Source organism: Sphingobacterium hungaricum (assembly GCF_015210005.1).
GTDB classification, from domain to species: domain Bacteria; phylum Bacteroidota; class Bacteroidia; order Sphingobacteriales; family Sphingobacteriaceae; genus Sphingobacterium; species Sphingobacterium hungaricum.
Genome location: NZ_MU158698.1, coordinates 371,372 through 395,584, shown reverse-complemented (window position 1 = coordinate 395,584; position 24,213 = coordinate 371,372). Strand labels below are relative to the sequence as shown.

The window sequence follows — 24,213 nt, the reverse complement described above, 5'->3', positions numbered from 1 at the left end:
CAAAAAAATGTTAATTTGACGTATGTTTTGGCAAATTTATTGGAAGCAGGTTTGAATCAATCTGAACAATTTTTTAAAAAATTTGACAAAAAAGTGAAACTTTTTTTGAGATTTACTAAAGAAATTTTCTTGTAGGTAAAAATCTACAAATTTCAAAGATAATTTTAAAAAAAATATAAAAATTAAAAAATCTTGATGTACATTTGTAATGCCCTCCCCAAGGGCATGTTTTTCATAGGTAGATGTAGGGTCGAATATTTCTTATTCGACCCTTTTTTTATAGCTTTGTTTTTGATGGAAGAAAAAAAACGGAAAATCGTCGTTGCAATCACTGGAGCAAGCGGTTCTATATATGCTAAAGTGTTGTTGGATAAGCTAAAAGCGTTGCATCAGCAGATCGAGAGCGTGGGCGTGGTCATGTCAGACAATGCGAAAGATGTTTGGAAATTCGAATTGCAAAATGAAGAATATGCAAACTATCCGTTTAAAGTTTATGCAAAAAATGATTTTTTCGCTCCATTTGCATCCGGTTCTGCCAACTACGATACGATGTTTGTATGTCCATGTTCGATGGGGACATTGGCACGCATAGCGCATGGAATATCTTCTGATTTGACCACTCGCGCCGCGGATGTGATGTTGAAAGAACGGAGAAAATTGATTCTCATTACCCGTGAAACTCCTCTAAGCCCAATTCATATCAGTAACATGGCATTGTTGACTCAGGCGGGTGCGATTATTAGCCCTGCAAGCCCATCATTTTATTCTTTGCCAAAGACTTTCGAAGATTTAGCAGCCACTGTGATAGACCGATGTCTTCATTTAGCTGGTTTGGACATAAAAAGTTACCAGTGGGGCGAATAGTTTTTTAGGTTTTTTGTTACACAATTCATTGATTTTTGTACTTTTGTTTCTCAATGAGATGTTCTGTTGGCGTATTGCAAAAATTACCTATTTTTAGAAATACATTTTCTAAAAATAAGAGGTTGTTTTTAGCAATGAATCTGCAGAATATTCGCTCTCAATCCTCAAGTTATCCCAAATTGACTTCGTAGAAAATATATTTATGAACACATTTCAAATAAACTCAGCAACTTTACTTTCTCCAGAAAACAAATACCACAATCAAGTTGTCGACGTTCTTATTGAAAAGGGCAGAATCAGTAAAATTGCTAAGAAAATTTCCTCAGATAAAAGCATCGAAACGATTGATGGAAAAGGCAGTTACCTTTCTGCTGGATTTTTTGATTTAAACGCCAATTTTGGAGAACCGGGTTTGGAGACTAAAGAGGATTTGAAAACGGGTGCGGCTGCCGCGGCGGCTGGTGGTTTTACCGCAGTTACTGTGCAACCTAATACGGCCCCTCCAATTCATAGCCGTTCTGAAGTGAGTTTAATTGTGAATTCTTCGAAAGGATTTTTAGTGGATGTGTTCCCAATCGGATCCATCAGCAAAAATAGAGAAGGAAAAGAACTGGCAGAATTGTACGACATGCAATCCAATGGTGCAATTGCATTTTCTGACGGCAATAAAAGTATTCAGGAGGCAGGTTTAATGAACCGCGCGCTATTGTATGCCAAAGGATTTGATGGCTTAATCATTTCATTTCCTCAAGACCATTCCATTGCGGCAGATAATAAAATGAATGAAGGAATCGTCAGTACCTATTTGGGGATGAAAGGGATTCCAAATTTAGCGGAAACATTAATGATTTCACGCGATATTTATTTAGCGGAATATAACGATTCATCTATCCATTTTACGACAATCTCGACAGCAGATACGGTGGATTTAGTAAAAAAAGCAAAAGCTAAAGGATTAAAAGTTACTTGCGATGTCGCTGCCCATCATTTGTATTTCACAGAAGAAGAGGTGGTAAGTTTTGATAGCAATTTCAAAGTTAGCCCGCCTTTACGAACTAAAAAAGATGTAAAGGCTTTACTGAAAGGATTGAAAGATGGAACAATCGATGCGATTGTTTCACAGCATACGCCGCATGAGATTGAATTTAAAAATGTGGAATTTCATATCGCAAAAAATGGAATTATTGGATTACAAACTGTTTTGCCTATCTTAGTCAAAGCAGGATTAGAGGCCGAAACCATTGTTGAAAAATTAGCGATTGCACCAAGAAAGTTGGTGAATATCGAAGTTCCGAATTTTGAAGAAGGTTCTTCTGCTAATTTTGTATTGTTTAATATCGATGAAACGTGGGTTTTCGACGAAAAAACCAATCATTCTAAATCGAAAAATAGTCCTTTGTTAGGACAAGAATTAAAAGGAAAAGTGAAAGCGGTTTTTAATAATGATAAATTAAACCTCAACAACTAAATAGTATGGATTTAAAAGTAAAAAATGCATTAGAAGCCGGACTTCTAGCTTATGCAAAAGAAGAGGGCATTGATGGAAAAGCATTCTTTTCTACATTGGAAAATATTTATGACACCGAAGCTCCATTTATGGATAAAGTGTCTTTGTTGGACGAGGCATTTGATACCAATCAGCAGTTCGAAGAATTGCGCGAAGTTGCGTTCGATTTGTTGATGATCAATTTCTTCTCTGAAGATATTCAAAAATTAGAAGAAGACTATTTAGATTCTGAAGAATGGGAATCGATCGAAGACCAAACCTTAGATCGCGGAACCGAATTGCTTAATGTCTTTTTATACTTGCGCGAATGTGCAGATGAAGAAGTTAATCCTAGTTTAGACGATTTTCTGAAAGAATTCTTGTTGGTAGAAGATGATGAATTTCAGGACGAACATCGTATATATGAAAAAGTGATCGCTAACCAGATTTTAATTGAAAGCGATTATGCAGAAATAGCGAAAACAGCAAAAACATTGGATATTGAAGATGAGTTGGCGGATGTATTCTATCCGATCATGAGTTTCTTCACAGAGCCAAATCCTTCTTCTGAAAAACTAACTGATTTTTCGGCTAGCGCTTTGAATAAATCATACGACAATGCAATCTATCAATTAATTATAAACTTTAACAAATAAATTATGTCTGAATTTGTAACCATCGATCCTAAAAAGAAATCCATCAGCTATGGGGTAATCCTAGGTGTCATTTCATTAGTAGCTTCAATAATAAGTTTATACGTTTTAAAGTCTGCAACATCATTATTTCTTTCATCCGCAATTTCAGCGGCGTTAAATTATGTGTTGTTTGTCGTTGTCGCTTGTATATTCGCTAATTCATTGCGAAAATATGTCGGTGGCTACTGGGATTTTAGTACGGCGTTGAAGAATATCTACATCATGCTTGCTATAAGCGCGATTATTTCTATTGTCGGTATCTCTCTGTTTAATTTTGCGATGCCTCAAGTTCAAGAAGAATCCATTAATAACACGATGAATCTAACGATTGAGTCTTTGGAAAAGATGGGCACAAACGATGAACAGATCGATAGCATGGTTGCTATGTTAGAAGAAACTAAAGAAGCGGCAGGAACTATTTCTTTTGGTCAGATATTAAAAGGATTAGGTGTGAGTTTAATTGCTTATTTCATCTTAGCTTTAGTTTTAGCTGCAATTTTCAAAAGAGAAAAACCTGTATTTATTAAGGTTGAATCTTCTGACAATCCTCATGCTTGGCAAGACAATAAAGACCAAATTTAATAGCACATCAAAATAATTTCATAGGAAGAGTAAATGAATATTTCTGTAGTAATCCCTTTGTTTAATGAGGCAGAATCCTTACCAGAGCTTACGGCTTGGATTAAACGGGTAATGATTCAAAATAATTTTTCTTATGAAATTGTTTTGGTTGACGATGGCAGTAACGATGGTTCTTGGAATGTTATCCGGGAATTAAAAGCTTTGGATGAAAACATTACCGGAGTCCGGTTCAGGAGGAATTATGGAAAATCAGCAGCCTTAAATGTTGGTTTTGCTGCGGCTCAGGGTGATGTTGTCATTACAATGGATGCGGATCTGCAAGATAGTCCTGATGAAATTCCTGAATTGTATGACCGCGTTTTGAATCAAGGAGCTGATTTAGTTTCTGGCTGGAAGCAAAAGCGCTACGATCCATTAACCAAGACCATTCCGACGAAGCTTTTCAATTCTGTGACTCGCAAGATGTCTGGAATCAATAATTTACATGACTTCAATTGCGGATTAAAGGCGTATAAAAAAGATGTTGTCAAAAGCATTGAGGTATATGGTGAAATGCATCGTTATATTCCGGTTTTAGCAAAATGGGCTGGATTTACCAACATTCAGGAACAAGTTGTTCAGCATTATCCTAGAAAGTACGGGACCACAAAATTCGGCCCTGGCCGTTTTGTAAAAGGATTTTTGGATTTGCTTTCCATCTTCTTTGTTGGAAAATTCGGTAAGCGCCCAATGCATTTCTTCGGGCCTATTGGTGTAATCAGTTTTTTAATTGGATTTTTTATTACCTTTTATTTAATCATCGAAAAGCTGATGAGCATTGCGGATGGTTCACCGTATAGAAACGTAACCGATCAGCCTTTGTTTTTTCTTTCGCTCGTCGCAATAATTTTAGGTTCTCAATTGTTCATGACTGGATTTATTGCCGAACTTGTTTCAAGAAATAGTACGGATAGAAATAATTACCACATAGATCAAGTTATCTAGAATGTATTTTTTTTCTGTCATTATACCACTTTATAACAGGCCTCAGGAAATTAAAGAACTTTTGGCTTCGTTAGTTACTCAGAGCTATACTAACTTTGAAGTGATTATTGTGGAGGACGGGTCGTCCAATCGTGCAGAAAAACTAATTGAAAGTTTTCAGGATCAGCTGAACGTCCGGTATTTCTATAAAGAGAATGAGGGTCAGGGTTTTGCTAGGAATTTTGGGTTCGCACATGCGCAAGGCAATTACTTTATCGTTTTTGATTCCGATATTTTAGTTCCTTCAGATTATTTTGAAAAGGTGATTGCGGGTTTGAATGAGCATCACTGGGACGCTTTTGGAGGTCCTGACGCGGCCCATGAATCGTTTACTTCCATTCAGAAAGCCATCAGTTATTCCATGACCAGTCCATTCACAACGGGCGGAATTCGAGGGAATAAAAAACATGTCGGCCAGTTTCATCCAAGAAGTTTCAATATGGGGATTTCTAGGAAAGTGTATGAAGAAACCAATGGTTTTCTGCTTTCGCGCCAATCGGAAGATATCGAATTCAGCATTCGGATGATCCAGCAAAATTTTAAAGTCGGATTGATTCCAGATGCCTTTGTTTACCACAAACGAAGGGCAAATTTCCAGCAGTTCTTTTGGCAAACTTATCGCTTTGGAAAGGGCAGGATAGAAATTTATAAACTATTTCCTTCTGAACTAAAATGGGTGCATGCCTTGCCATCTGTTTTTGTGATCTGCTTTTTCGCACTTTTAGGAATTAATGCTATCAATTTATTGACATTTAATGATATCGACTTTTTGCACAAATTAGCTTGGTTGGGGAATTCGTTGTTTTTCCTATATGTAGTTTTGTTGTTTTTGCATGCTCTGGTAAAAACTAAAAGTCTTTATGTGGCCCTATTATCTATTGTCGCAAGTTTCACTCAGCTATTTGCCTATGGATTTGGATTTTTAAGAAACTATCTCGACTCCTTCATTTTAAATAAAAAATCGAAATAGGCAGTATTCATTCAGGTAATTTGTTATCTTGTCTGTTGAAATGCTAAGTTATACCGCACATTATTTAGATAAATTAGAAACTTTATTAAAAGACCTAGGTTATAAAATAAGGTATGAAAAAGGCAATTTCAAAACTGGTGCCTGTAAATTATTATCGTCAAAAATTATTGTGGTGAATAAGTTTTCAAATCTGGAAGTGAAAATTCAGGCTTTGTCCGAATTGGTTCAAGAAATTGATGCGGATCAATCATCATTAACAGAAAAACAGAGAGCATTTTATTTATCCGTTAAACAAACAAATCTTACTTTTTGAACATCACATTTTTAGGAACCGGAACTTCTCAGGGCGTGCCTGTTATTGCTTGCAATTGTGCGGTATGCCGTTCCGTTGATAAGCATGATAAAAGACTTCGGTCGTCTATCCTGATTGAATACAATGATAAAAATATTGTAGTCGATACAGGCCCAGATTTCCGCTGGCAGATGTTGCGCGAAAATGTACAGCATTTAGAAGCTGTTTTGATGACCCACGCGCATAAAGATCATATTGCTGGTTTGGATGATGTGCGGGCATTCAATTATCAGCAACAGCAATCCATTCCTATTTTTAGTACTCATGCTACGCATGAATCGTTGAGAAGAGAGTTTTACTATGCTTTCAGCGAACATAAATACCCTGGCATTCCACAGCTTGAATTGGAAGAAATAGAAGCTGGAAAAGCATTTGAGCTATTCGATAAAGATATCTTGCCGATAGAGGTGATGCATTACAAAATGCCCGTTTTAGGATTTAGGATTGATGATTTTGCTTATGTGACGGATGCAAAAACTATTTCTGAAGAATCCATGGGGCTGTTAAAAGGAGTCAAAGTATTGGTCTTAAATGCGCTACAGCAAGAACCTCATATTTCACATTTGACCATGAACGAAGCAATTGCTATTGCGCAATCCATCAAGCCTGAAGTGACTTATTTAACCCACATTAGCCATCGGTTCGGAACTCATGAGGAGATAAGAAATCTGCTCCCAGACGATATTAAAATTGCTTATGATGGCTTAAAATTATGGGTATAATTAAAAAATATTAAAACAAAATCAATTCCAGGCTGTTCTTATAACCAAAGAACAATTAATTTAAACTTAACAGTCATGGGAAACATTTTGTACATTATCGCAGTAATTTTAGTCATTATTTGGGCTATTAGTTTTTTGGGGGGATACGCAACGGGTGGAATCATACACATCCTATTGGTGATTGCAATTATTGTCGTATTATTAAGAATTATTAGGGGTAACGCCTAATCAAGTCAAATTATTCAAGTATAACTGGGCAATAGCAAGATCTTCTTTGTAGGTAATTTTAATGTTCTTATTATCACCTTCAATCAGATAGATGGTATTGCCCATTTTCTCTACTACACTCGAATCATCCGTAAATAATGGGTCTTCTTCTTGCGAGTAAGCTTTAAACAGAATTTCTGATCTAAATACTTGAGGAGTTTGAATAATCCAGACTTCATCTCGATCAACTGCATTGCTTGCGTTATGATTTCCGATGCGTATGGAATTTGTGCTTTGCGTAGCACAAACTGCTGTTCCATATTCTTTGCAGGCATGAAATGATTGATCAATCAATTGAGGCTCAATAATTGGTCTTGCGCCATCGTGAACAGAAATCAATCCAATACTATCCCAAGGATAAGTTTTTGCAATAAAGTCAAGTCCATTTTTGATGCTTTGAAATCTTGAATTACCAGAAGAAACAACTTTGTGGGGGATGGAAAAATTATGCGTTACGCATAACGATTTCCAATATTCTTTCATCTCATCGGATAAAATTACAATCAGTTCGGCAGGCGTTTTAGCTTTGTTAAATTGAGATAAAGTATGCATCAAAACAGGTTTTCCATCAAGCAATAAAAACTGCTTAGGAAGCTGTTTTCCCATTCTGGATCCAGTTCCGCCTGCTGCAATCAATACAAAATTCTTAATTTCCATAAGCTATCGCATAAAAAAACGTGAATAAAATTATTCACGTTTCAAAGTTATCAACTTTTTGAAGATTTAGATAATTAACATGGCATCGCCATAGCTATAAAATCTATATTTCTCTTTAACCGCAACTTCATAAGCATTCATTACATTTTCATAACCTCCAAATGCTGCAATCATAACCAATAGGGTAGACTGAGGCGTGTGGAAATTTGTAATCATTGAATTTGCAATACTGAAATCGTATGGAGGGTAAATAAATTTACTTGTCCAATCTGAAATAGGTTTTAAATGTTTATCTGCTGATACCGAAGATTCGATTGCACGCATGGAAGTTGTTCCTACAGCACAGATTCTTTGTTTAGCATCGATTCCTTTATTCACAGTTTTAGCAGCTTCCTCGCTGATAATAAATTGCTCGGAATCCATTTTGTGTTTCGTCAAATCTTCTACTTCAACCGTACGGAACGTTCCTAAACCAACGTGTAATGTTACTTCAGCGAACTCAACGCCTTTTAGTTCCAATCTTTTCATCAATTCTCTTGAAAAGTGCAAACCAGCAGTCGGTGCTGCAACAGCGCCTTCATTTTTTGCATAGATGGTTTGGTATCTGAATTTGTCTTCTAGCGTTGCTTTACGTTTGATGTATTTTGGAAGCGGAGTTTCTCCTAAGATTTCGATGTTGCGTCTGAATTCTTCATCCGTTCCGTCGAATAAAAAACGGATAGTACGTCCACGTGATGTGGTGTTGTCCACAACCTCGGCAACTAATAAATCATCGTCGCCAAAATATAATTTGTTACCTACGCGGATTTTACGAGCTGGGTCAACTAATACGTCCCATAAGCGAAGTTCTTTATTTAATTCTCTTAACAAAAAGACTTCGATTGTAGCTCCGGTTTTTTCTTTATTTCCATACATGCGTGCAGGAAATACTTTCGTGTCGTTCAATATCATGACGTCTTTGTCGTCAAAATAGTTCAACACATCTTTAAAAATTTTATGTTCTATTTTACCTGAATCACGGTGTAAAACCATTAAACGGGATTCGTCACGGTTTTCGGTTGGCTCTGAAGCCAATAAAGACTCGGGTAAATTGAAGTTAAATTGAGATAATTTCATCTTTAATTTCGATAATGCATTTAAATGTCCATCTTAAAGATGGTGTTAAAAAAGAATACAAAGGTACATATTTTTTAACGGATTCTCTATGTTTTTGTTTTATTATTCTGATTAGAATCAGTTCCTAAGCAATGGATTTGCTGATTTTAAGAAATTCAGATTTTTCTGTCAGTAGAATAAACGAATCATTTAATTAATAACTCTTTTTTTACGAAAATTATTGTAATTTAACTGCAACAATAAAATCATACTAAACGAGTTACAAGAGATTAAAATGGCAGATACGATTAAAAAAGAAGATTTCGCAAATGATTTGCTGGCTGAAGAATCCTTAGACGGTAATATACAGCACGTAAACAATCCGGTTTTGGATTTACCTCAAATAGAGAAAAAATATCTTTCATCAGTTAAAAATTATGTACAGGAAGGCAATTCTTATCTATTTTCAGATGGAAGATCGCGCGTTGAAGTGAAAGTGGTGACCGAAGAAATTATTCGTGTCCGATTAGCTCCCCAAGGTTCCTTTTTGGCTGATTTCTCTTATGCACTCGCTAAAAGGGAGGAACAATATGTTTCTCATACGATTGAAGATGATGAACGCTATTACAAAGTGAAAACCAATACGGTGGTCTGTTTAATTGAAAAATCTTCTTTCCTAGTTTCTTTTCAGGATAAGCAGTATAAAGAATTCAATACAGATCATGCGCCGATGCATTGGGAAGAAAGTCCTGACTTCGGTGGCTATTATGTGTATTGCAGCAAAGAAGCGAAAGAGGATGAAGTGTATTTTGGATTAGGCGACAAAGCAACAAACTTGAATCTTCGAGGAAGAAGGTACAAAAACTGGAATTCGGATACCTATGCTTACGCATTCAATCAGGATCCGCTGTATAAAACGATTCCTTTCTACATTGGTGTTACGAGTGGAGATGCCTACGGTATTTTCTTCGATAATACATTCAAAACGTTTTTCGATTTTGGTGCTGAACATAAAGACCATACAAGTTTTTGGTCAGAAGGCGGTGAGATGCAATATTATTACATCCACGGCCCTCAAATCATGGATGTTGTAAAAAGATACCATAGCTTGACTGGAACACACCAACAGCCCCCAATGTGGGCTATAGGTTATCACCAATGTCGCTGGTCTTATTATCCAGATCAACGCGTTCGTGAAGTAGCGAATGAATTCCGCAAAAGAGAGATACCATGTGATGCGATGTATTTGGATATCGATTACATGGATGGATACCGCTGTTTTACTTGGAATAAACATTATTTTCCGAATCCAAAGAAAATGATCAGCGATCTGGCGGCGAATGGTTTTAAGACTGTTGTCATGATCGATCCGGGAATAAAAGTCGATGATAATTACTGGGTGTTTAAGGAAGGAAAAGAAAACAATTATTTCTGTCGCCGTGGTGATGATTATTTCATGGAAGGTTATGTGTGGCCAGGGCGTTGTCAATTTCCTGATTTTACGAATCCGAAAGTCCGTGAATGGTGGGGGAATCTCTACAAAGGCTTAGTAGATGATGGTGTAGCCGGATTCTGGAATGATATGAATGAGCCTGCAGTTTTCGGACGTGGTACATTTCCAGATGATGTGCGCCATCACATTGAAGGACATCGCGGATCGCATAGAAAAGCACATAACGTGTACGGTATGCAGATGGTTCGCGCCACTTACGATGGTTTAAAAAAGTTATATAAAAATAAACGTCCATTTACGATTACGCGTGCAGCCTATTCAGGGGTACAGCGTTATTCATCCGTTTGGACGGGCGATAATATTGCAACTTGGGAGCACCTCCGTTTAGGAACATTGCAATTGCAACGTTTGTCTGTCTCCGGGCTTTCATTTTGTGGAACCGATATTGGCGGATTTACGGGTGAGCCAGATGGTGAATTATACACTCGCTGGATGCAATTTGGCGTGTTTTCTCCATTTATGCGCGTTCACTCAGCAGGTGATACCCGCGATCGCGAACCTTGGAGTTTTGGTCCAGAATGGGAAGCAATCTGCAAGAAATTCATTGAACTTCGTTACAAACTACTGCCTTATATCTATTCTATTTTTTGGCAGCAGCATAAATACGGTGAGCCGATTTTGCGTCCGATAGCTTTGCTGGAACAGCATGTTCAAAAAAATATGCTTCGTGAAGAAGAGTTCGGATTTGGAGATAACATTTTGGTATCTCCGGTATTACATCCGAACCAGACCAATAAAGTCGTTTATCTTCCGGAAGGTGATTGGTACTACTATTTCAATAATCAAGTGTATAAAGGATCGCAAGAGCACACTATCGATACTCCGTTAGATGAAATGCCGATTTTTATGAAGGGTGGAAGTGTTATTCCGGAATATCCTGTAATGCAATATACTGGCGAACATCGGATCGATTCTATGAAATTGAATGTGTTTTTCACAATCGGTGAAACTGATTCGTATATCTACACAGACCATGGCGATACATTTGCTTATGAGCAAAATGTGTTTTTGGAAAAGCACATCATTACTCAAGGGACTGAAAATTCATTGACGATTTTACAGACAATCGAAGGTCTTTATACGGAACGTTATGATAGTTGCGTTCTTCATTTGATTGGTTTGCCATTCGAGCCTCAATCCGTTAATGTGGATGGTGTGAAGGTGCAGGTTCAAAAAGATGATCAAGGGGTTTCTATTGCTGTCGTAGAAAAGGATTTTAGAAAAGTACTTATTCAATAATCAAGTAATAAACCAACTAATGAGCCAATATGTAGAAGTGTATTCCTTGTTTACGGATTTCGACGTTTCTTTATTTCGATCCGGTAAACATTTTAAATTGTATGAGAAGTTTGGTTCGCACGTAATTGATGTGAATGGTGTCGAGGGCGTTTATTTCTCGGTATGGGCACCGAATGCAAGTTCCGTCGCAGTTGCTGGGAATTTTAATGCATGGAATCCACACACGCACAAATTATTTGTGCGCTGGGATGAAAGTGGGATATGGGAAGGTTTTATTCCTGGCCTGAAGAATGGAGAAATTTATAAATACCAAATTGTCTCAAATCAGGGAGAAAAGCTTGAAAAGGCGGATCCTTTCGCGCTGAAAGCAGAATTGCCACCTAGAACAGCCTCCATTGTGTCAACAACTTGGTACGAATGGGAGGATTCGGAATGGTTAAAGGAAAGGGGAGCGCGTGTCGGATTGAATAAACCAGTTTCAGTTTATGAAATGCACTTAGGCTCCTGGATGCGCAGTCCTGCTAATCCAGAAGAATTTCTGAATTACCGCGACATTGCGAAGGCACTAGTTCCTTACATATTGGAAGCAGGCTTCACGCACGTAGAATTTTTGCCTGTGATGGAGCATCCTTATTATCCATCTTGGGGTTATCAGATCACAGGTTATTTTGCAGCCACCTCACGCTATGGTTCTCCGCAAGATTTAATGTTTTTAATCGAAGAACTTCATAAAAACAATATTGGCGTTATTCTGGATTGGGTTCCTTCGCATTTTCCTGAAGATGCTCATGGCTTGCATCGCTTCGATGGAAGTTATTTGTATGAACATGAAGATCGGCGCAAAGGATTTCATCCTGATTGGAAATCTTATATTTTTAATTATGGTCGAAATGAAGTCCGGTCTTTTCTAATCAGTAATGCCTTGTTTTGGCTCGAGCGCTATCATGTGGACGGCTTGCGCGTAGACGCTGTTGCTTCGATGCTGTATTTGGATTATTCGCGTAAGGAAAATGAATGGATTCCCAATGAATTTGGAGGAAGGGAAAACCTAGAGGCCGTACATTTTCTGAAAGAATTTAATGAAGCGGTATATCTGCATTTTCCTGACGTACATTCTATTGCCGAAGAATCCACATCATGGCCTGGCGTGACCAAGCCGACATTTGCTAATGGATTAGGTTTTGGAATGAAATGGATGATGGGCTGGATGAATGATACGCTCAGTTATTTTAAAGAAGATCCGATCAACCGAAAATATCATCATGATAAAATGACTTTTGGAACAGTCTATGCGTTTCATGAGAACTTTATGTTGCCATTTTCGCACGATGAAGTCGTGCATGGCAAAGAGTCGTTGATTTATAAAATGCCTGGCGATGAATGGCAGAAATTTGCTAACCTTCGGGCGCTGTATTTGTATATGTTTACCTTTTCGGGCACGAAACTTTTGTTCATGGGTTCTGAATTTGGCCAGACTTCGGAATGGAATGTAAACCAATCATTGGATTTCCATTTGCTAGAATATGAACCCCATAAAAAAACATTAAAATTTATTCATTCCTTAAATTCAATTTACAAGGAACAGCCAGCCTTATACGAAAAGTCTTTTCAAGGCGATGGCTTTGAATGGGTCGAATTAGGCGATCATTTGAATAGCGTTTTTGTTTATTTGAGAAAAGGAAATGACCCGAAAGATCAATTATTGGTTATTCTTAACCTGACGCCAACTGTCCGGAATGAGTATAGGATTGGTGTTCCATTTGCTGGCAAATGGGAAGTCTTATTGAACTCCGATAGCGAAGCGTATTATGGTTCTGACTATCCGGTGGAAGTTTCCGATTCGGAAGAGCTTCCGTGGATGAATCAGCCTTTTTCGATCAGCGTATCTGTTCCTCCGTTAAGTGGTCTTATTCTTAAACAAGCTAAATAAATTTATGAAAGTAATTCATTTTAGTGTAGAATGTTACCCGATTGCGAAAGTTGGGGGCTTAGCAGATGTTGTTGGCGCATTGCCTAAATACCAACGGAAATTAGGTATCGATGCGAGCTTAATTATGCCCTGGTACAACAAACCTTTCGTTCAAAATCATGAATTTGATCTTGTAGCTACCGGTGCGATTTATCAAGGATCCGAATTGTTAAACTATGAAATTCTAAAGGAGAAGGATGATGTACTCGGGTTTCCGGTCTATTTGGTTAAAATCCCTGGAAAATTAGACCGCGATGAAGTGTATATGTATCCGGATGAAGCGGAACAATGGATCGCTTTTCAGCATGCGTCGTTACATTACTTAAAAACAAATGGCATAATGCCTGATGTAATGCATTGTCATGATCATCACGTCGGATTGATTCCTTTCTTGACAAAACATACGGAAGAGTTCCGAAGTTTTAACGTTGTAAAAACAATTGCGACAGTCCATAATGGACAATACCATGGAACCGTAAATTGGAATAAAGGGATTTTGCTTCCTCAGTTTGATACCTGGAAATGGGGTTTGCTGGATTGGGATGGTTTTATCAATCCATTGGCCACGGCCATCAAATGCTGTGATAGCTACACGACTGTTTCAGAAGGGTATTTGAAAGAATTGTTTAACGAGGCGAATGGATTGGATCAATTGTTTTATGCTGAACGGTCAAAGGGCTATGGCATTGTGAATGGCATAGATACCGATATTTGGAACCCTGCGACCGACACTTTAATCTCACCAAACTACACTATCAAAGGTGTCAAAAAAGGTAAGACGGATAGCAAAAAGGCATTTGCAAAAAAATATGGTTTAGATCCTTCAAAACCCTTAATGGCTTATATCGGGCGTTTTGCTGGAGAGAAAGGAGCCGATATTTTACCGTCTATTATAAAGAAACTATTTTCTAATGCAAATAATAATTTAATTATTTTTATATTAGGTTCGGGAGAAGCAGAAACTAAAGAAGGTCTTGAAAACCTACTGCCGGACTACGTCGGTAAGTTTGCTTGTTTCTTTGGCTACAATGAAAGCTTAGCGCATGAAGTTTATGCTGCGGCGGATTTGCTGATTATGCCGTCCCGAGTAGAGCCTTGCGGCTTGAACCAATTGTATGCATTGAAATATGGTACCTTGCCCATCGTTAGAAATACAGGTGGATTAAAAGATACGGTTATTGATGTTGAAAATAATGGCTATGGATTTGTCTTTGACGAAGTCAATGCAGATGAAGCAGTCGTTGCGATTGAACGAGCATTGGGCTTGGTGGAAGATAAACCCTCGTTGGATAAAACGAGGAAAATGGCAATGGAACTTGATTTCTCATGGGATCAATCGGCCGCAAAATATGTAGAATTGTATAACCGAATACTTAATTAATATGGCGCATAAAGTAGTTTCAATCGTTTTAGGTGGAGGTCGAGGAACTCGTTTGTTTCCATTGACAGATCAACGTTCAAAACCTGCAGTTCCAATTGCAGGGAAGTATCGTTTAGTAGATATCCCGATTTCAAATTGTTTGAATTCTGGATACAACAAGATTTTTGTGCTTACGCAATACAATTCAGCTTCGCTGAATAAGCACATCAAAAATTCATATAATTTCAGTATTTTCAGTAAAGGTTTTGTCGATATTTTGGCAGCCGAACAAACCGCTGATGGCGACCGTTGGTTCGAAGGAACTGCCGATGCGGTTAGAAGAACGCAGAAAAACTTGCATAACGTCGATTACGATTACGTATTGATCCTTTCTGGCGATCAATTGTATCAAATGGATTATGCAGCGTTGGTGGATTTTCACGTCGAGAATGGAAGTGAAATAACTATTGCGACAATTCCTGTGCATGAGCGGGAAGCGACGGGATTTGGAATTTTGAAGTCCAATGAGGATAACGAAATTACCTCTTTTATCGAAAAACCTAGTTCTGATTTATTGCCAGATTGGAGTTCGGAAGTTTCTCCGGATATGCAAAAGAAGGGCAGGAATTATTTGGCTTCGATGGGGATTTATGTTTTTTCTAAAGGGGTTTTAAAGCAGATTTTGGCAGATAATCCTGGGATGGATTTTGGAAAAGAAATTATTCCTGAGTCGATTGGCGAAAAACGTGTATTGAGTTATCAATTTGACGGATATTGGACTGATATCGGAACCATAGCATCCTTTTTTGAAGCGAACATCGGCTTAACGGATGATATTCCTTCATTTGATTTGTTTAATGAAACCGTGTTCACGCGTGCGCGCATGTTGCCGCCGTCTAAAGTGTCGGGAACAACATTGAACAATGCGATTATTGCAGATGGCTGTATTGTCAGTGGCGATAAGATCGATCGCTCTGTTATTGGCGTTCGTTCGCGAATAGGAAACGGTACGGTTATTAAATCGACTTATATGATGGGTAGCGATTATTATGAGCAATTGGACGAAGTCATTGAAATGACAACTTCGCAAGCGCCGCCGCCAGTTGGAGTCGGAGAACGTTGTTACATTGAAAATGCGATTTTGGATAAAAATTGCCGTATTGGAAATGATGTCCGAATAAAAGGAGGGAAGCATTTAGTGGAAGGTGATTATAAGACACATTCGGTTGTCGATGGAATTGTCGTCGTTAAAAAAGAAGCAGTAATTGCAAATGGGGTTACCATTGGCTGTTAGATAAAATAGAATTTATTGTAAAGCAAAAGGCTGAAAATTTAATTTTCAGCCTTTTGCTTTAACGGTCTTGTATATACTTTTCAAGATACTTTTGTGCATTCATTACAGGGATTAAAGCATTTTTATAATCTTTCTCATTTCTGGTTATCAAGATGTCACATTCAGTTTCCAATGCACTGAAGTATTGCATAGCATCTTCGAAATCTCTGAAATTTGAATATAGTGCCTTCTCTACGACATCATTGTTCATAATAGATACTTCACATAACAATTTGAAATTTCTTAATTTTTGCAACGATGATTTCGAATCTTCAAATTTACTTAATACGTAATGAGCATTAGTGATTGAAGTGGGTGATGTATAAATTTTCACAATTTTTCTATCTGCTAATGTTAGAATTTTTGCAGAGGGTTCATAAAAAAGCTTTCTTTCCCCAAGGAAATCTAATAAAATATTCGTGTCTAAGAATAGTTTTTGCACTTCATTGATGCTTTTTTTCTAGATAGCTAGTAAAATCTTTTCGCTCCTTTTTAACGTCATAGTCTTCGGGGATACTTTCACCATTTGTAATACTTTTGACAAAAGGAGATACTTCTAAATCTTTGTCTTTCAAATAAGTTAACGAATCAAGATAATTTTCAATTATTAAAGAAAGACTTACATTTTTTTTTGAAGCATATTTTTTTGCACGTACAATGATGTCGTTATCAATCTCTAAAATTAATTTAGTTCCCATATCTCTAAAAAATCTTAACGATAAGTTTTTTAAACTTCAATTTATATATAAAAATAAGAATTTTTCATAAATATTGCATTTCGTCTAAATCATAAAGAAAATGACTGTAAACCAAAAAGCCTGAAAAAAATATTTTCAGGCTTTTAAATTGGAATATTTAAATTTTAACTCAATTTTCCTAATGCTTCTTTGATTCTGCGTAACGCTTCTTTTAATGAATCATCCGATGCAGCATAGGATAAACGGATGTAATTGTTGTTTCCAAATGAATCACCTCCAACGGTTGCCACATGGCCTACGTTCAATAAGTATAAGGCTAAATCCGAAGAATCTTTGATTACATTGCCGTCAGCATCTTTTTTGCCAAAGAATGAGCTGATTTCTGGAAAGAAATAAAAAGCTCCATCAGGTAAATTTGTTTTGACACCTGGAATCGCATTTAATAAATCGTAAACTAATTGACGACGTCTAGCAAAAGCTTCTTTCATTACATTTACGGTCTCCAATCCTTGCTCATAGGCAACAATTCCTGCGCGTTGCGAAATGGAACAAGTTCCAGAAGTTGTCTGTCCTTGCAATTTGTCATTCGCTGCGGCAATTTCTTTGTTGGCTGCAATGTATCCCAAACGCCATCCTGTCATTGCGAATGCTTTCGAAAAACCATTTACAATAATGACGCGATCTTTAATGCTGTCAAATTGAGCGATGGATTCGTGCTGATCCACAAAATTGATGTGCTCATAAATCTCATCGGAAATAATATAAATATCTGGATGCTTTTCAAAAACCTTAACTAAAGCCTCTAACTCATCTTTTGTATACACCGATCCTGTAGGGTTACAAGGCGATGAAAACATAAAGATTTTGGATTTAGGCGTAATCGCTGCTGCCAATTGTTCAGCAGTTATTTTGAAATTCGAATCGATATCGGTATCAATAAAAACAGATTTTCCCTCAGCCAAAACAACCATTTCAGAATAAGAAACCCAATAAGGAGTCGGAATAATCACTTCATCTCCTGGATTAATCAATGTCAAAATCACATTGGACAATGATTGTTTCGCACCTGTCGAAACGACAATCTGAGAAACATCATAATCTAAGTTATTCTCTTTCTTCAGCTTGTTCACAATAGCCTGACGCAAATCCGGATATCCAGGTACAGGGGAGTAGCGCGTGTAGTTTTCGTCTAAAGCTACTTTTGCTGCTTCCTTTACATGTTCTGGCGTGTTAAAATCCGGCTCGCCAACACTTAAGCTGATTACATTAATACCTTGGGAAGCTAACTCTCTACCCAATTTTGTCATTTTTAGCGTAGCTGATTCGGATAAGTTATTGATCCGATCAGATAATATCGTTTTCGTGCTCATGTTATGCAAATATATTACATACTTTTTAATCCTTCTGCTTAAAATTTAATAAATCGTCATAATTTCCATTTCATTTTAATGATATTTTAAATTACTATTTCCTCCATTTTATTTCTTTTATCTTTGCAAGCTCTAAACGCATAGGATGAAAAAAATAAAAATCGACGGATTTATCCTCGCCTTGCTTCTGGTTATTGTCATAGCCTATCTTTTTCCTCAATTAAATGAGATTCAAAATGGAGAGCTGTTGGAAACCATTTCGACGATCGGTGTTTCTTTGATTTTCTTTTTTTATGGATTAAAATTAAGTTTTGCAGACATCAAGACTGGACTGAGCAATTGGAAGCTTCATGTGCTGATTCAATCCATCACATTTATTTTATTTCCGTTAATCATATTAGCGTTCAGGCCATTTGTTCAAACGTACATGCAAGAACAATTTTGGTTGTCATTTTTCTTCTTGGCGGCTCTGCCGTCGACAGTATCATCTTCGGTCGTTATGGTATCCATTGCTAAAGGCAATATTCCTGCAGCGATTTTTAATGCGAGTTTGTCTGGACTGATTGCCGTCATTGTCACACCTTTATGGATGTCCCTGTTTCTCGATTTCGAAAATGTCGATATTTTAGGCGATGTCTATCTAGGATTGATCAAAGAAATTATTGTTCCAATTATTTTAGGCTTATTGTTGCAAAAATATTGGGGGAAATGGGCAACGAAATACAGCAAAGCCTTAGCGAAGTTTGACAAAGCAGTAATTCTGTTGATTGTGTACATGTCATTTGCGGAATCTTTTACGAGCGGAGTTTTTGAGAATATCGGTAAAATCTACCTAATCGGGATTTTTGTCGGGGTAATTGCACTTTTCTTTTTGGTATATGGGCTAATCGATTTGCTTTGCACCAAAGTTTTTCATTTTAATCGCGAAGACCGAATTACAGCGCTGTTCTGCGGATCCAAGAAATCGCTGACGCACGGCTCTGTTTTTGGGAAGTTTTTATTCGCTAATTCAGCGAATGCTGGTTTGTATTTTCTTCCTTTGATGATTTATCATGCCTTTCAGATTTTCGTCATCACCTTGATTGCCCAGCGATACGGAAAAGAAGAGCCTACGAAAAATAAGGTATAGTTAGAAATTTAATCGAGAGATTCTCAAAAGCGCAGATACTTTTCCCTAAGTTTGTGTTTTATTTATCGTATGTCAAGGCAAAGAAGGCTTATTCTTTTATCGTTGCTTACAGGTATTGTATTAATGCTTGTCAAGTTTATTGCGTATTTCCTTACAGATTCTAACGCAATTTTTACGGATGCGGCCGAAAGTATCGTGAATGTGATTGCCTCATCATTTGCTTTTTATAGCATTTATTTGTCCTCGCAACCAAAGGATGAAAATCATCCCTATGGACACGGGAAAGTGGAATTTTTCTCAGTTTTCGTCGAAGGAGGATTGATTTTTATTGCTGGCTCGATTATATTGATCAAAGCAGGCTACAACTTTTTCTTTCCGAACGAATTGCAGAACATCAGCGAAGGTATTGGCTTAATCGCAATCACCGCAGTAATCAATTTCGCCGTGGGATTTTACCTGATGAAAAGAGGGAAGGCCATTCGATCATTGACCATTGAAGCAGACGGTAAACATTTGCAAGTTGATGCGTATAGTTCGCTGGGCTTAATTGTGGGTCTGTATTTAATTCAACTCACAAAATTACCTTGGATTGATATTTTGATTTCCTTTATCCTAGGAAGTTTTATTCTGTACAATGGCTATAAATTGCTCCGCAAATCCATATCCGGATTAATGGATGAATCTGATTTGGGAATCGTAGAAGAAGTCGTCGAAGAATTAAATAAGGCCCGAAAAAAAGATTGGATTGATGTGCATAATTTGCGTGTGCAACGTTACGGGAATGAACTTCATATCGATTGCCATGTGACCTTGCCAAACTATTATACGCTGACGGAAGTGCATGACCGGATTTCTGACTTTGACCATCTGTTGAACAAGGGTCTTCAGTCGCCTACGGAATTTTTTGTACATGCCGATCCCTGCTTGCCAGAATGCTGCCATTATTGCAAAGTAGAGGCTTGCCCAATCCGTAGTGAGGCATTTCGAAAAGAAATCGAATGGACTTCTGAAAACGTAACGCGGAATATGAAGCATTTTCGATCTCAATAATTTTTTCTTTACAAAAATTGACTTTGGCTTTACCGAATCTGTTGGTAAATTCATATCAAATTGACCTATTTCTCTATGATTTTCTTATCTTTAGGCGATTTTTAAGCAGGGATGTCAAATTAAACAAAACTGTTTATCATTAGAATACATGCATTATCAAAATACATAAAAACTATGTCAACACCTTCTAAAATTATTTACACTAAAACTGATGAGGCTCCTTTATTAGCCACGTACTCTTTTCTTCCGATTGTTCAATCATTTGCCAAGACTGCAAATATTGATGTAGAATTAAAGGACATTTCATTAGCAGGAAGAATTTTAGCAAATTTCCCTTCGTATTTAACTCCCGATCAAAAAACCTCGGATGCTTTAGCGGAATTAGGCGCGTTAGCGACTACGCCAGAAGCGAATATTATTAAATTACCTAACATTTCAGCTTCGATTCCTCAGTTAAAAGGAGCTATCGCTGAATTGCAAAAAGCTGGATACAACATTCCGAATTATCCAGACGATGCTTCTAACGAAGATGAAAAAGAAATCAAAGCTACATATGCTAAAGTTTTAGGATCTGCGGTTAATCCAGTTTTACGTGAAGGAAATTCAGATCGCCGTGCACCTAAAGCAGTAAAAAATTATGCGAAAGCAAATCCGCATAGCATGGGCGCTTGGTCATCGGAAAGCAAAACAAAAGTCGCTTCGATGACAGATGGCGATTTCTATGGAACTGAAAAATCATTGACTGTCGATCAAGCTTCACAATTCAAAATTGAATTTGTTGCTGAAAACGGAGATGTTAAAGAATTGAAAGGTCTTTCTCCATTGAAAGCTGGTGAAATTATTGATTCATCGGTTATGAACATGTCTAAATTGAAGGCTTTTGTTGCGAAATCAATCGAAGAAGCGAAAGCATCAGGCGTATTGTTGTCAGCGCATTTGAAAGCGACAATGATGAAAGTTTCAGATCCTATTATTTTCGGAGCTATCGTTGAAGTGTATTTCAACGATGTTTTTACAAAATATGCTGATTTATTTAAAGAATTAGGAATCAATAAAAATAACGGTCTTGGTGAGCTATACGCGAAAATTGCCGGTAATGCAAAGGAAGCGGAAGTAAAAGCAGCTATTGATCAGGCAATCAGTAATGGGCCTGCATTGGCGATGGTTAATTCGGACAAAGGAATTACTAATCTGCACGTGTCTTCTGACGTTATCGTGGATGCTTCGATGCCAGCGATGATCCGTACTTCGGGTCAGATGTGGAATGCAGAAGGAAAGCAGCAAGATACGTTGGCAATTATTCCTGATCGCTCTTACGCAGGTGTTTACGAAGCGGTTATTGAAGACTGTAAATTGCATGGCGCTTACGATCCAACAACAATGGGCTCTGTACCGAATGTTGGTCTAATGGCTCAAAAAGCAGAAGAATATGGTTCTCATGACAAAACTTTTCAGCTAGCTGAAAGTGGTACTGTACGTGTTGTTGACGCGAATCGAACTGTTTTAATGGAACAAAAAGTAGAGGCTGGCGATATCTTCCGCATGTGCCAAACAAAAGATGCTTCTATTCAAGATTGGGTTAAATTAGCAGTTAACCGTGCTCGTTTGTCCGCTACTCCAGCTGTATTTTGGTTGGATGAAAATCGTGCGCATGATCGTGAAATCATCAAAAAGGTAAATGCTTACTTGCCAAATTATGATACGCAAGGATTGGATATTCGTATTCTTTCGCCAATAGAAGCTTGTAAGTTTTCGATTGAACGTATTCGCAAAGGAGAAGATACGATTTCTGTTTCTGGTAATGTATTAAGAGATTATTTAACAGATTTGTTCCCGATTTTAGAATTGGGCACATCTGCAAAAATGTTGTCGATTGTTCCTTTGATGAATGGTGGCGGTTTGTTCGAAACAGGCGCTGGCGGTTCTGCACCTAAACACGTTGAGCAGTTTTTGGAAGAAGGTTATTTACGCTGGGATTCATTGGGTGAATTTATGGCATTAGTGGCTTCTTTGGAGCATGTTGCACAAACACAGGATAATTCTAAAGCTTTAATTTTAGCTGAAACATTGGATCAGTCGACTGAGAAATTTTTGGCAAATGACAAATCACCGGCTCGTCGCGTAGGTCAAATCGATAACCGCGGTTCTCATTTTTATTTAGCATTATATTGGGCTGAAGCTTTGGCAAACCAAACGAAAGATGCGGAATTGGCAAAACAATTTGCTCCTGTTGCGGCGCAATTAGGAGATCAAGAGGCGACAATCAATGCTGAATTGATTGCTGCGCAAGGAAAGCCTCAGGATATCGGAGGCTATTACTTTCCAAACGATGATTCGGCTTCGAAAGCAATGCGTCCTTCGAAAACTCTAAACGATGCGCTAGCGGTTTTAAAGTAAAAAATAACAAATAAAAGGTAAAAAATCCTTGCAGGGAAACTTGCAAGGATTTTTTTATTGTTTTTCAGTTGATTATTCTGGTTTAAAAAGTTCTTCAACTTTTTGCTGCCGAAAACTGAATATATGATTTAGTTTTTTGTAGACGATCATTTCATTCGCCAGAATACCTACAGGTCCCCATCCGATGGCATAATGCAACACATCTTGCATCAATACACCACCGTCGACTTCTTGAAATTGATGTAAATGATGCCAAAAGGCAAAAGGTCCAAAGCGCTGTTCATCGACAAAATAGGATTTGTCTTTAATGTGCGTAATCTCCGTGACCCAATTTAATTTAATCCCGAATAAAGGCGAAACCTTATAACTGATGATTAAGCCAGGAAACATTTTGTCTTCTTTAGTTAATGGTGATCTTACATCAAAAGCCATCTCGCTCGGAGTAATCTCGGCCAAATTGAATGGCGAGGAAAAATAATCCCAAGCTTTGTCCAAAGTTGTTGGGAGAAATTGTTCAAATGTTAAGCGATATGTTTTCATATTCTATTCGATTAAATCATATGCAAGATGCGAATCCTTTGCTTGGGTTTTTCAAGATATAATTTTTATTTTACACCTTATTAACATGAAAAACACTATTTTGTTAGAATGAAAACTTAAACTTTGGGATATGTCTAAACACGATAGCACAAAAAGATTTAGCGATAGGGCAGAAGATTATGCGAAATATCGGCCACATTATCCAAATGAAATTGTGAGTTGGTTAGTCTCCGCCTACAACCTTTCTCCAACTTCGACGATCGCTGATATTGGTGCTGGAACAGGAATTTCAAGCGAGCTTTTTCTAAATTATGGGTATGCTGTTACGGCAGTTGAGCCAAATCAAGAAATGAGGAATGTTGCTATTGATCAATTAAAATCTTTCGAAAAATTTCAAGCTATTGCCGGAACGGCAGAACAAACTTCATTGGAGGATAGTAGTGTGGATTTAATTGTTTCGGCTCAGGCTTTTCATTGGTTTGATGCTGCGATTGTTCGGCCAGAGTTTGAGCGGATTCTTACCCCAAATGGGCTGGTAGCGTTGATATGGAATGAGCGTTTGACAGAAACAGCTTTTGAAAAGGCATATGAGCAACATATCTTAGATTATGCGAGTGACTATGTGCAAATCAATCATAGAAATATCGGCTATCAGCATATTCAAAACTTTTTTGCTCCTTATGCTTGTGAAATGAAAGTCTTCAGTAATCAGCAAGTGCTGGATTATGAAAGCTTAAGAGGTCGTCATTTGTCCTCTTCGTACATTCCTCAAGTCGGATCGCCGGGTTATGAAAGCATGATAGCCGATCTTCAAAAGTTATTTTTAGAACATAAAGAGGGGGATTTTGTAAAAATCCATTATGCTACTAAAGTGTATGTTTGTATCATAGGTAGTTGATTTT

General features: G+C 37.5%; 23 protein-coding genes. 17 read left to right on the top strand and 6 right to left on the bottom strand.

What is annotated here, in order from left to right; translation table 11 throughout:
- Window positions 1-294 precede the first annotated feature (294 nt).
- The 9 genes from C4F49_RS04845 (at window position 295) to C4F49_RS04805 (ending at window position 6,922) form a co-directional block, all read left to right on the top strand.
- Window positions 295-864: a UbiX family flavin prenyltransferase gene (locus C4F49_RS04845; protein ID WP_196934754.1), complete on the top strand. Its 570-nt coding sequence runs from the start codon at window positions 295-297 to the stop codon at window positions 862-864.
- Between the two features lie 202 nt (window positions 865-1,066).
- Window positions 1,067-2,332 (top strand): dihydroorotase, encoded by a 1,266-nt coding sequence (locus C4F49_RS04840; protein ID WP_196934753.1) that lies wholly within the window; start codon window positions 1,067-1,069, stop codon window positions 2,330-2,332.
- A gap of 5 nt (window positions 2,333-2,337) precedes the next feature.
- On the top strand, window positions 2,338-3,006 hold the full coding sequence (locus C4F49_RS04835; protein ID WP_196934752.1) for a hypothetical protein: 669 nt from the start codon (window positions 2,338-2,340) through the stop codon (window positions 3,004-3,006).
- A gap of 3 nt (window positions 3,007-3,009) precedes the next feature.
- The gene (locus C4F49_RS04830) at window positions 3,010-3,627 is read left to right on the top strand and encodes a DUF4199 domain-containing protein (RefSeq protein ID WP_196934751.1); all 618 of its coding nucleotides are present in this window, start codon (window positions 3,010-3,012) and stop codon (window positions 3,625-3,627) included.
- Window positions 3,628-3,660: 33 nt separating this feature from the next.
- A complete protein-coding gene (locus C4F49_RS04825; protein ID WP_196934750.1) occupies window positions 3,661-4,611 on the top strand; it encodes a glycosyltransferase family 2 protein in 951 nt (316 codons plus the stop codon).
- Between the two features lies 1 nt (window position 4,612).
- On the top strand, window positions 4,613-5,620 hold the full coding sequence (locus C4F49_RS04820) for a glycosyltransferase (RefSeq protein WP_196934749.1): 1,008 nt from the start codon (window positions 4,613-4,615) through the stop codon (window positions 5,618-5,620).
- A gap of 40 nt (window positions 5,621-5,660) precedes the next feature.
- Window positions 5,661-5,933, top strand: a complete 273-nt coding sequence (locus C4F49_RS04815; protein WP_196934748.1) for a hypothetical protein — start codon at window positions 5,661-5,663, stop codon at window positions 5,931-5,933.
- Window positions 5,930-6,694, top strand: a complete 765-nt coding sequence (locus C4F49_RS04810) for an MBL fold metallo-hydrolase (RefSeq protein WP_196934747.1) — start codon at window positions 5,930-5,932, stop codon at window positions 6,692-6,694. The genes C4F49_RS04815 and C4F49_RS04810 overlap by 4 nt, the downstream gene beginning before the upstream one ends.
- A 75-nt stretch (window positions 6,695-6,769) precedes the next feature.
- Window positions 6,770-6,922 carry a lmo0937 family membrane protein gene (locus C4F49_RS04805; protein ID WP_196934746.1) on the top strand — a complete coding sequence of 51 codons (153 nt, stop codon included), beginning with the start codon at window positions 6,770-6,772 and terminating at the stop codon, window positions 6,920-6,922.
- On the opposite strand, the gene C4F49_RS04800 is transcribed toward C4F49_RS04805, so the two are convergent.
- Both C4F49_RS04800 and queA read right to left on the bottom strand, forming a co-directional pair.
- Window positions 6,923-7,618: a 2-C-methyl-D-erythritol 4-phosphate cytidylyltransferase gene (locus tag C4F49_RS04800; protein ID WP_196934745.1), complete on the bottom strand. Its 696-nt coding sequence runs from the start codon at window positions 7,616-7,618 to the stop codon at window positions 6,923-6,925. It abuts the gene before it with no gap.
- A 66-nt stretch (window positions 7,619-7,684) separates the two neighbouring features.
- Complete coding sequence (gene queA / locus C4F49_RS04795) at window positions 7,685-8,734, bottom strand: tRNA preQ1(34) S-adenosylmethionine ribosyltransferase-isomerase QueA (protein WP_196934744.1); 1,050 nt, start codon at window positions 8,732-8,734, stop codon at window positions 7,685-7,687.
- A gap of 274 nt (window positions 8,735-9,008) precedes the next feature.
- On the opposite strand from queA, the gene C4F49_RS04790 reads away from it, so the two are divergent.
- Genes C4F49_RS04790 through C4F49_RS04775 form a run of 4 tightly spaced genes read left to right on the top strand, consistent with a single transcriptional unit; the run spans window position 9,009 to window position 16,088 of the window.
- A complete protein-coding gene (locus C4F49_RS04790) occupies window positions 9,009-11,465 on the top strand; it encodes a glycoside hydrolase family 31 protein (RefSeq protein ID WP_196934743.1) in 2,457 nt (818 codons plus the stop codon).
- 19 nt (window positions 11,466-11,484) lie between these two features.
- Complete coding sequence (glgB, locus tag C4F49_RS04785; RefSeq protein ID WP_196934742.1) at window positions 11,485-13,395, top strand: 1,4-alpha-glucan branching protein GlgB; 1,911 nt, start codon at window positions 11,485-11,487, stop codon at window positions 13,393-13,395.
- A gap of 4 nt (window positions 13,396-13,399) precedes the next feature.
- Window positions 13,400-14,815 carry a glycogen synthase gene (locus C4F49_RS04780; protein WP_196934741.1) on the top strand — a complete coding sequence of 472 codons (1,416 nt, stop codon included), beginning with the start codon at window positions 13,400-13,402 and terminating at the stop codon, window positions 14,813-14,815.
- A 1-nt stretch (window position 14,816) separates the two neighbouring features.
- Window positions 14,817-16,088 carry a glucose-1-phosphate adenylyltransferase gene (locus C4F49_RS04775; protein ID WP_196934740.1) on the top strand — a complete coding sequence of 424 codons (1,272 nt, stop codon included), beginning with the start codon at window positions 14,817-14,819 and terminating at the stop codon, window positions 16,086-16,088.
- A gap of 58 nt (window positions 16,089-16,146) precedes the next feature.
- On the opposite strand, the gene C4F49_RS04770 is transcribed toward C4F49_RS04775, so the two are convergent.
- The 3 genes from C4F49_RS04770 to C4F49_RS04760 all read right to left on the bottom strand — a co-directional run bounded on the left by C4F49_RS04770 (window position 16,147) and on the right by C4F49_RS04760 (window position 18,195).
- Window positions 16,147-16,569 carry a type II toxin-antitoxin system VapC family toxin gene (locus C4F49_RS04770; protein ID WP_196934739.1) on the bottom strand — a complete coding sequence of 141 codons (423 nt, stop codon included), beginning with the start codon at window positions 16,567-16,569 and terminating at the stop codon, window positions 16,147-16,149.
- A gap of 1 nt (window position 16,570) precedes the next feature.
- On the bottom strand, window positions 16,571-16,825 hold the full coding sequence (locus tag C4F49_RS04765) for a DUF6364 family protein (protein WP_196934738.1): 255 nt from the start codon (window positions 16,823-16,825) through the stop codon (window positions 16,571-16,573).
- Window positions 16,826-16,989: 164 nt separating this feature from the next.
- Entirely contained in the window at window positions 16,990-18,195 is a 1,206-nt protein-coding gene (locus C4F49_RS04760) for a pyridoxal phosphate-dependent aminotransferase (RefSeq protein WP_196934737.1), read from the bottom strand.
- A 145-nt stretch (window positions 18,196-18,340) separates the two neighbouring features.
- Between C4F49_RS04760 and C4F49_RS04755 the strand changes: the two genes are divergently transcribed.
- The 3 genes from C4F49_RS04755 to C4F49_RS04745 all read left to right on the top strand — a co-directional run bounded on the left by C4F49_RS04755 (window position 18,341) and on the right by C4F49_RS04745 (window position 22,771).
- Window positions 18,341-19,324: a bile acid:sodium symporter family protein gene (locus tag C4F49_RS04755; protein WP_196934736.1), complete on the top strand. Its 984-nt coding sequence runs from the start codon at window positions 18,341-18,343 to the stop codon at window positions 19,322-19,324.
- A gap of 69 nt (window positions 19,325-19,393) precedes the next feature.
- On the top strand, window positions 19,394-20,374 hold the full coding sequence (locus tag C4F49_RS04750; protein ID WP_196934735.1) for a cation diffusion facilitator family transporter: 981 nt from the start codon (window positions 19,394-19,396) through the stop codon (window positions 20,372-20,374).
- A gap of 174 nt (window positions 20,375-20,548) precedes the next feature.
- On the top strand, window positions 20,549-22,771 hold the full coding sequence (locus C4F49_RS04745) for an NADP-dependent isocitrate dehydrogenase (protein WP_196934734.1): 2,223 nt from the start codon (window positions 20,549-20,551) through the stop codon (window positions 22,769-22,771).
- A gap of 72 nt (window positions 22,772-22,843) precedes the next feature.
- Here C4F49_RS04745 and C4F49_RS04740 read toward each other — a convergent pair whose 3' ends face one another.
- A complete protein-coding gene (locus C4F49_RS04740) occupies window positions 22,844-23,311 on the bottom strand; it encodes an SRPBCC family protein (protein WP_196934733.1) in 468 nt (155 codons plus the stop codon).
- A 130-nt stretch (window positions 23,312-23,441) separates the two neighbouring features.
- On the opposite strand from C4F49_RS04740, the gene C4F49_RS04735 reads away from it, so the two are divergent.
- Window positions 23,442-24,209, top strand: a complete 768-nt coding sequence (locus C4F49_RS04735) for a class I SAM-dependent methyltransferase (protein ID WP_196934732.1) — start codon at window positions 23,442-23,444, stop codon at window positions 24,207-24,209.
- The last annotated feature ends 4 nt before the right edge of the window (window positions 24,210-24,213 follow it).

Excerpts from the sequence above, each read along its gene's own strand:
- C4F49_RS04845 (WP_196934754.1), top strand. The coding sequence starts at position 295 with ATGGAAGAAAAAAAACGGAAAATCGTCGTTGCAATCACTGGAGCAAGC.
- C4F49_RS04840 (WP_196934753.1), top strand. The coding sequence starts at position 1,067 with ATGAACACATTTCAAATAAACTCAGCAACTTTACTTTCTCCAGAAAAC.
- C4F49_RS04835 (WP_196934752.1), top strand. The coding sequence starts at position 2,338 with ATGGATTTAAAAGTAAAAAATGCATTAGAAGCCGGACTTCTAGCTTAT.
- C4F49_RS04830 (WP_196934751.1), top strand. The coding sequence starts at position 3,010 with ATGTCTGAATTTGTAACCATCGATCCTAAAAAGAAATCCATCAGCTAT.
- C4F49_RS04825 (WP_196934750.1), top strand. The coding sequence starts at position 3,661 with ATGAATATTTCTGTAGTAATCCCTTTGTTTAATGAGGCAGAATCCTTA.
- C4F49_RS04820 (WP_196934749.1), top strand. The coding sequence starts at position 4,613 with ATGTATTTTTTTTCTGTCATTATACCACTTTATAACAGGCCTCAGGAA.
- C4F49_RS04815 (WP_196934748.1), top strand. The coding sequence starts at position 5,661 with ATGCTAAGTTATACCGCACATTATTTAGATAAATTAGAAACTTTATTA.
- C4F49_RS04805 (WP_196934746.1), top strand. The coding sequence starts at position 6,770 with ATGGGAAACATTTTGTACATTATCGCAGTAATTTTAGTCATTATTTGG.
- C4F49_RS04800 (WP_196934745.1), bottom strand. The coding sequence starts at position 7,618 with ATGGAAATTAAGAATTTTGTATTGATTGCAGCAGGCGGAACTGGATCC.
- queA (WP_196934744.1), bottom strand. The coding sequence starts at position 8,734 with ATGAAATTATCTCAATTTAACTTCAATTTACCCGAGTCTTTATTGGCT.
- C4F49_RS04790 (WP_196934743.1), top strand. The coding sequence starts at position 9,009 with ATGGCAGATACGATTAAAAAAGAAGATTTCGCAAATGATTTGCTGGCT.
- glgB (WP_196934742.1), top strand. The coding sequence starts at position 11,485 with ATGAGCCAATATGTAGAAGTGTATTCCTTGTTTACGGATTTCGACGTT.
- C4F49_RS04780 (WP_196934741.1), top strand. The coding sequence starts at position 13,400 with ATGAAAGTAATTCATTTTAGTGTAGAATGTTACCCGATTGCGAAAGTT.
- C4F49_RS04775 (WP_196934740.1), top strand. The coding sequence starts at position 14,817 with ATGGCGCATAAAGTAGTTTCAATCGTTTTAGGTGGAGGTCGAGGAACT.
- C4F49_RS04765 (WP_196934738.1), bottom strand. The coding sequence starts at position 16,825 with ATGGGAACTAAATTAATTTTAGAGATTGATAACGACATCATTGTACGT.
- C4F49_RS04760 (WP_196934737.1), bottom strand. The coding sequence starts at position 18,195 with ATGAGCACGAAAACGATATTATCTGATCGGATCAATAACTTATCCGAA.
- C4F49_RS04755 (WP_196934736.1), top strand. The coding sequence starts at position 18,341 with ATGAAAAAAATAAAAATCGACGGATTTATCCTCGCCTTGCTTCTGGTT.
- C4F49_RS04750 (WP_196934735.1), top strand. The coding sequence starts at position 19,394 with ATGTCAAGGCAAAGAAGGCTTATTCTTTTATCGTTGCTTACAGGTATT.
- C4F49_RS04745 (WP_196934734.1), top strand. The coding sequence starts at position 20,549 with ATGTCAACACCTTCTAAAATTATTTACACTAAAACTGATGAGGCTCCT.
- C4F49_RS04740 (WP_196934733.1), bottom strand. The coding sequence starts at position 23,311 with ATGAAAACATATCGCTTAACATTTGAACAATTTCTCCCAACAACTTTG.
- C4F49_RS04735 (WP_196934732.1), top strand. The coding sequence starts at position 23,442 with ATGTCTAAACACGATAGCACAAAAAGATTTAGCGATAGGGCAGAAGAT.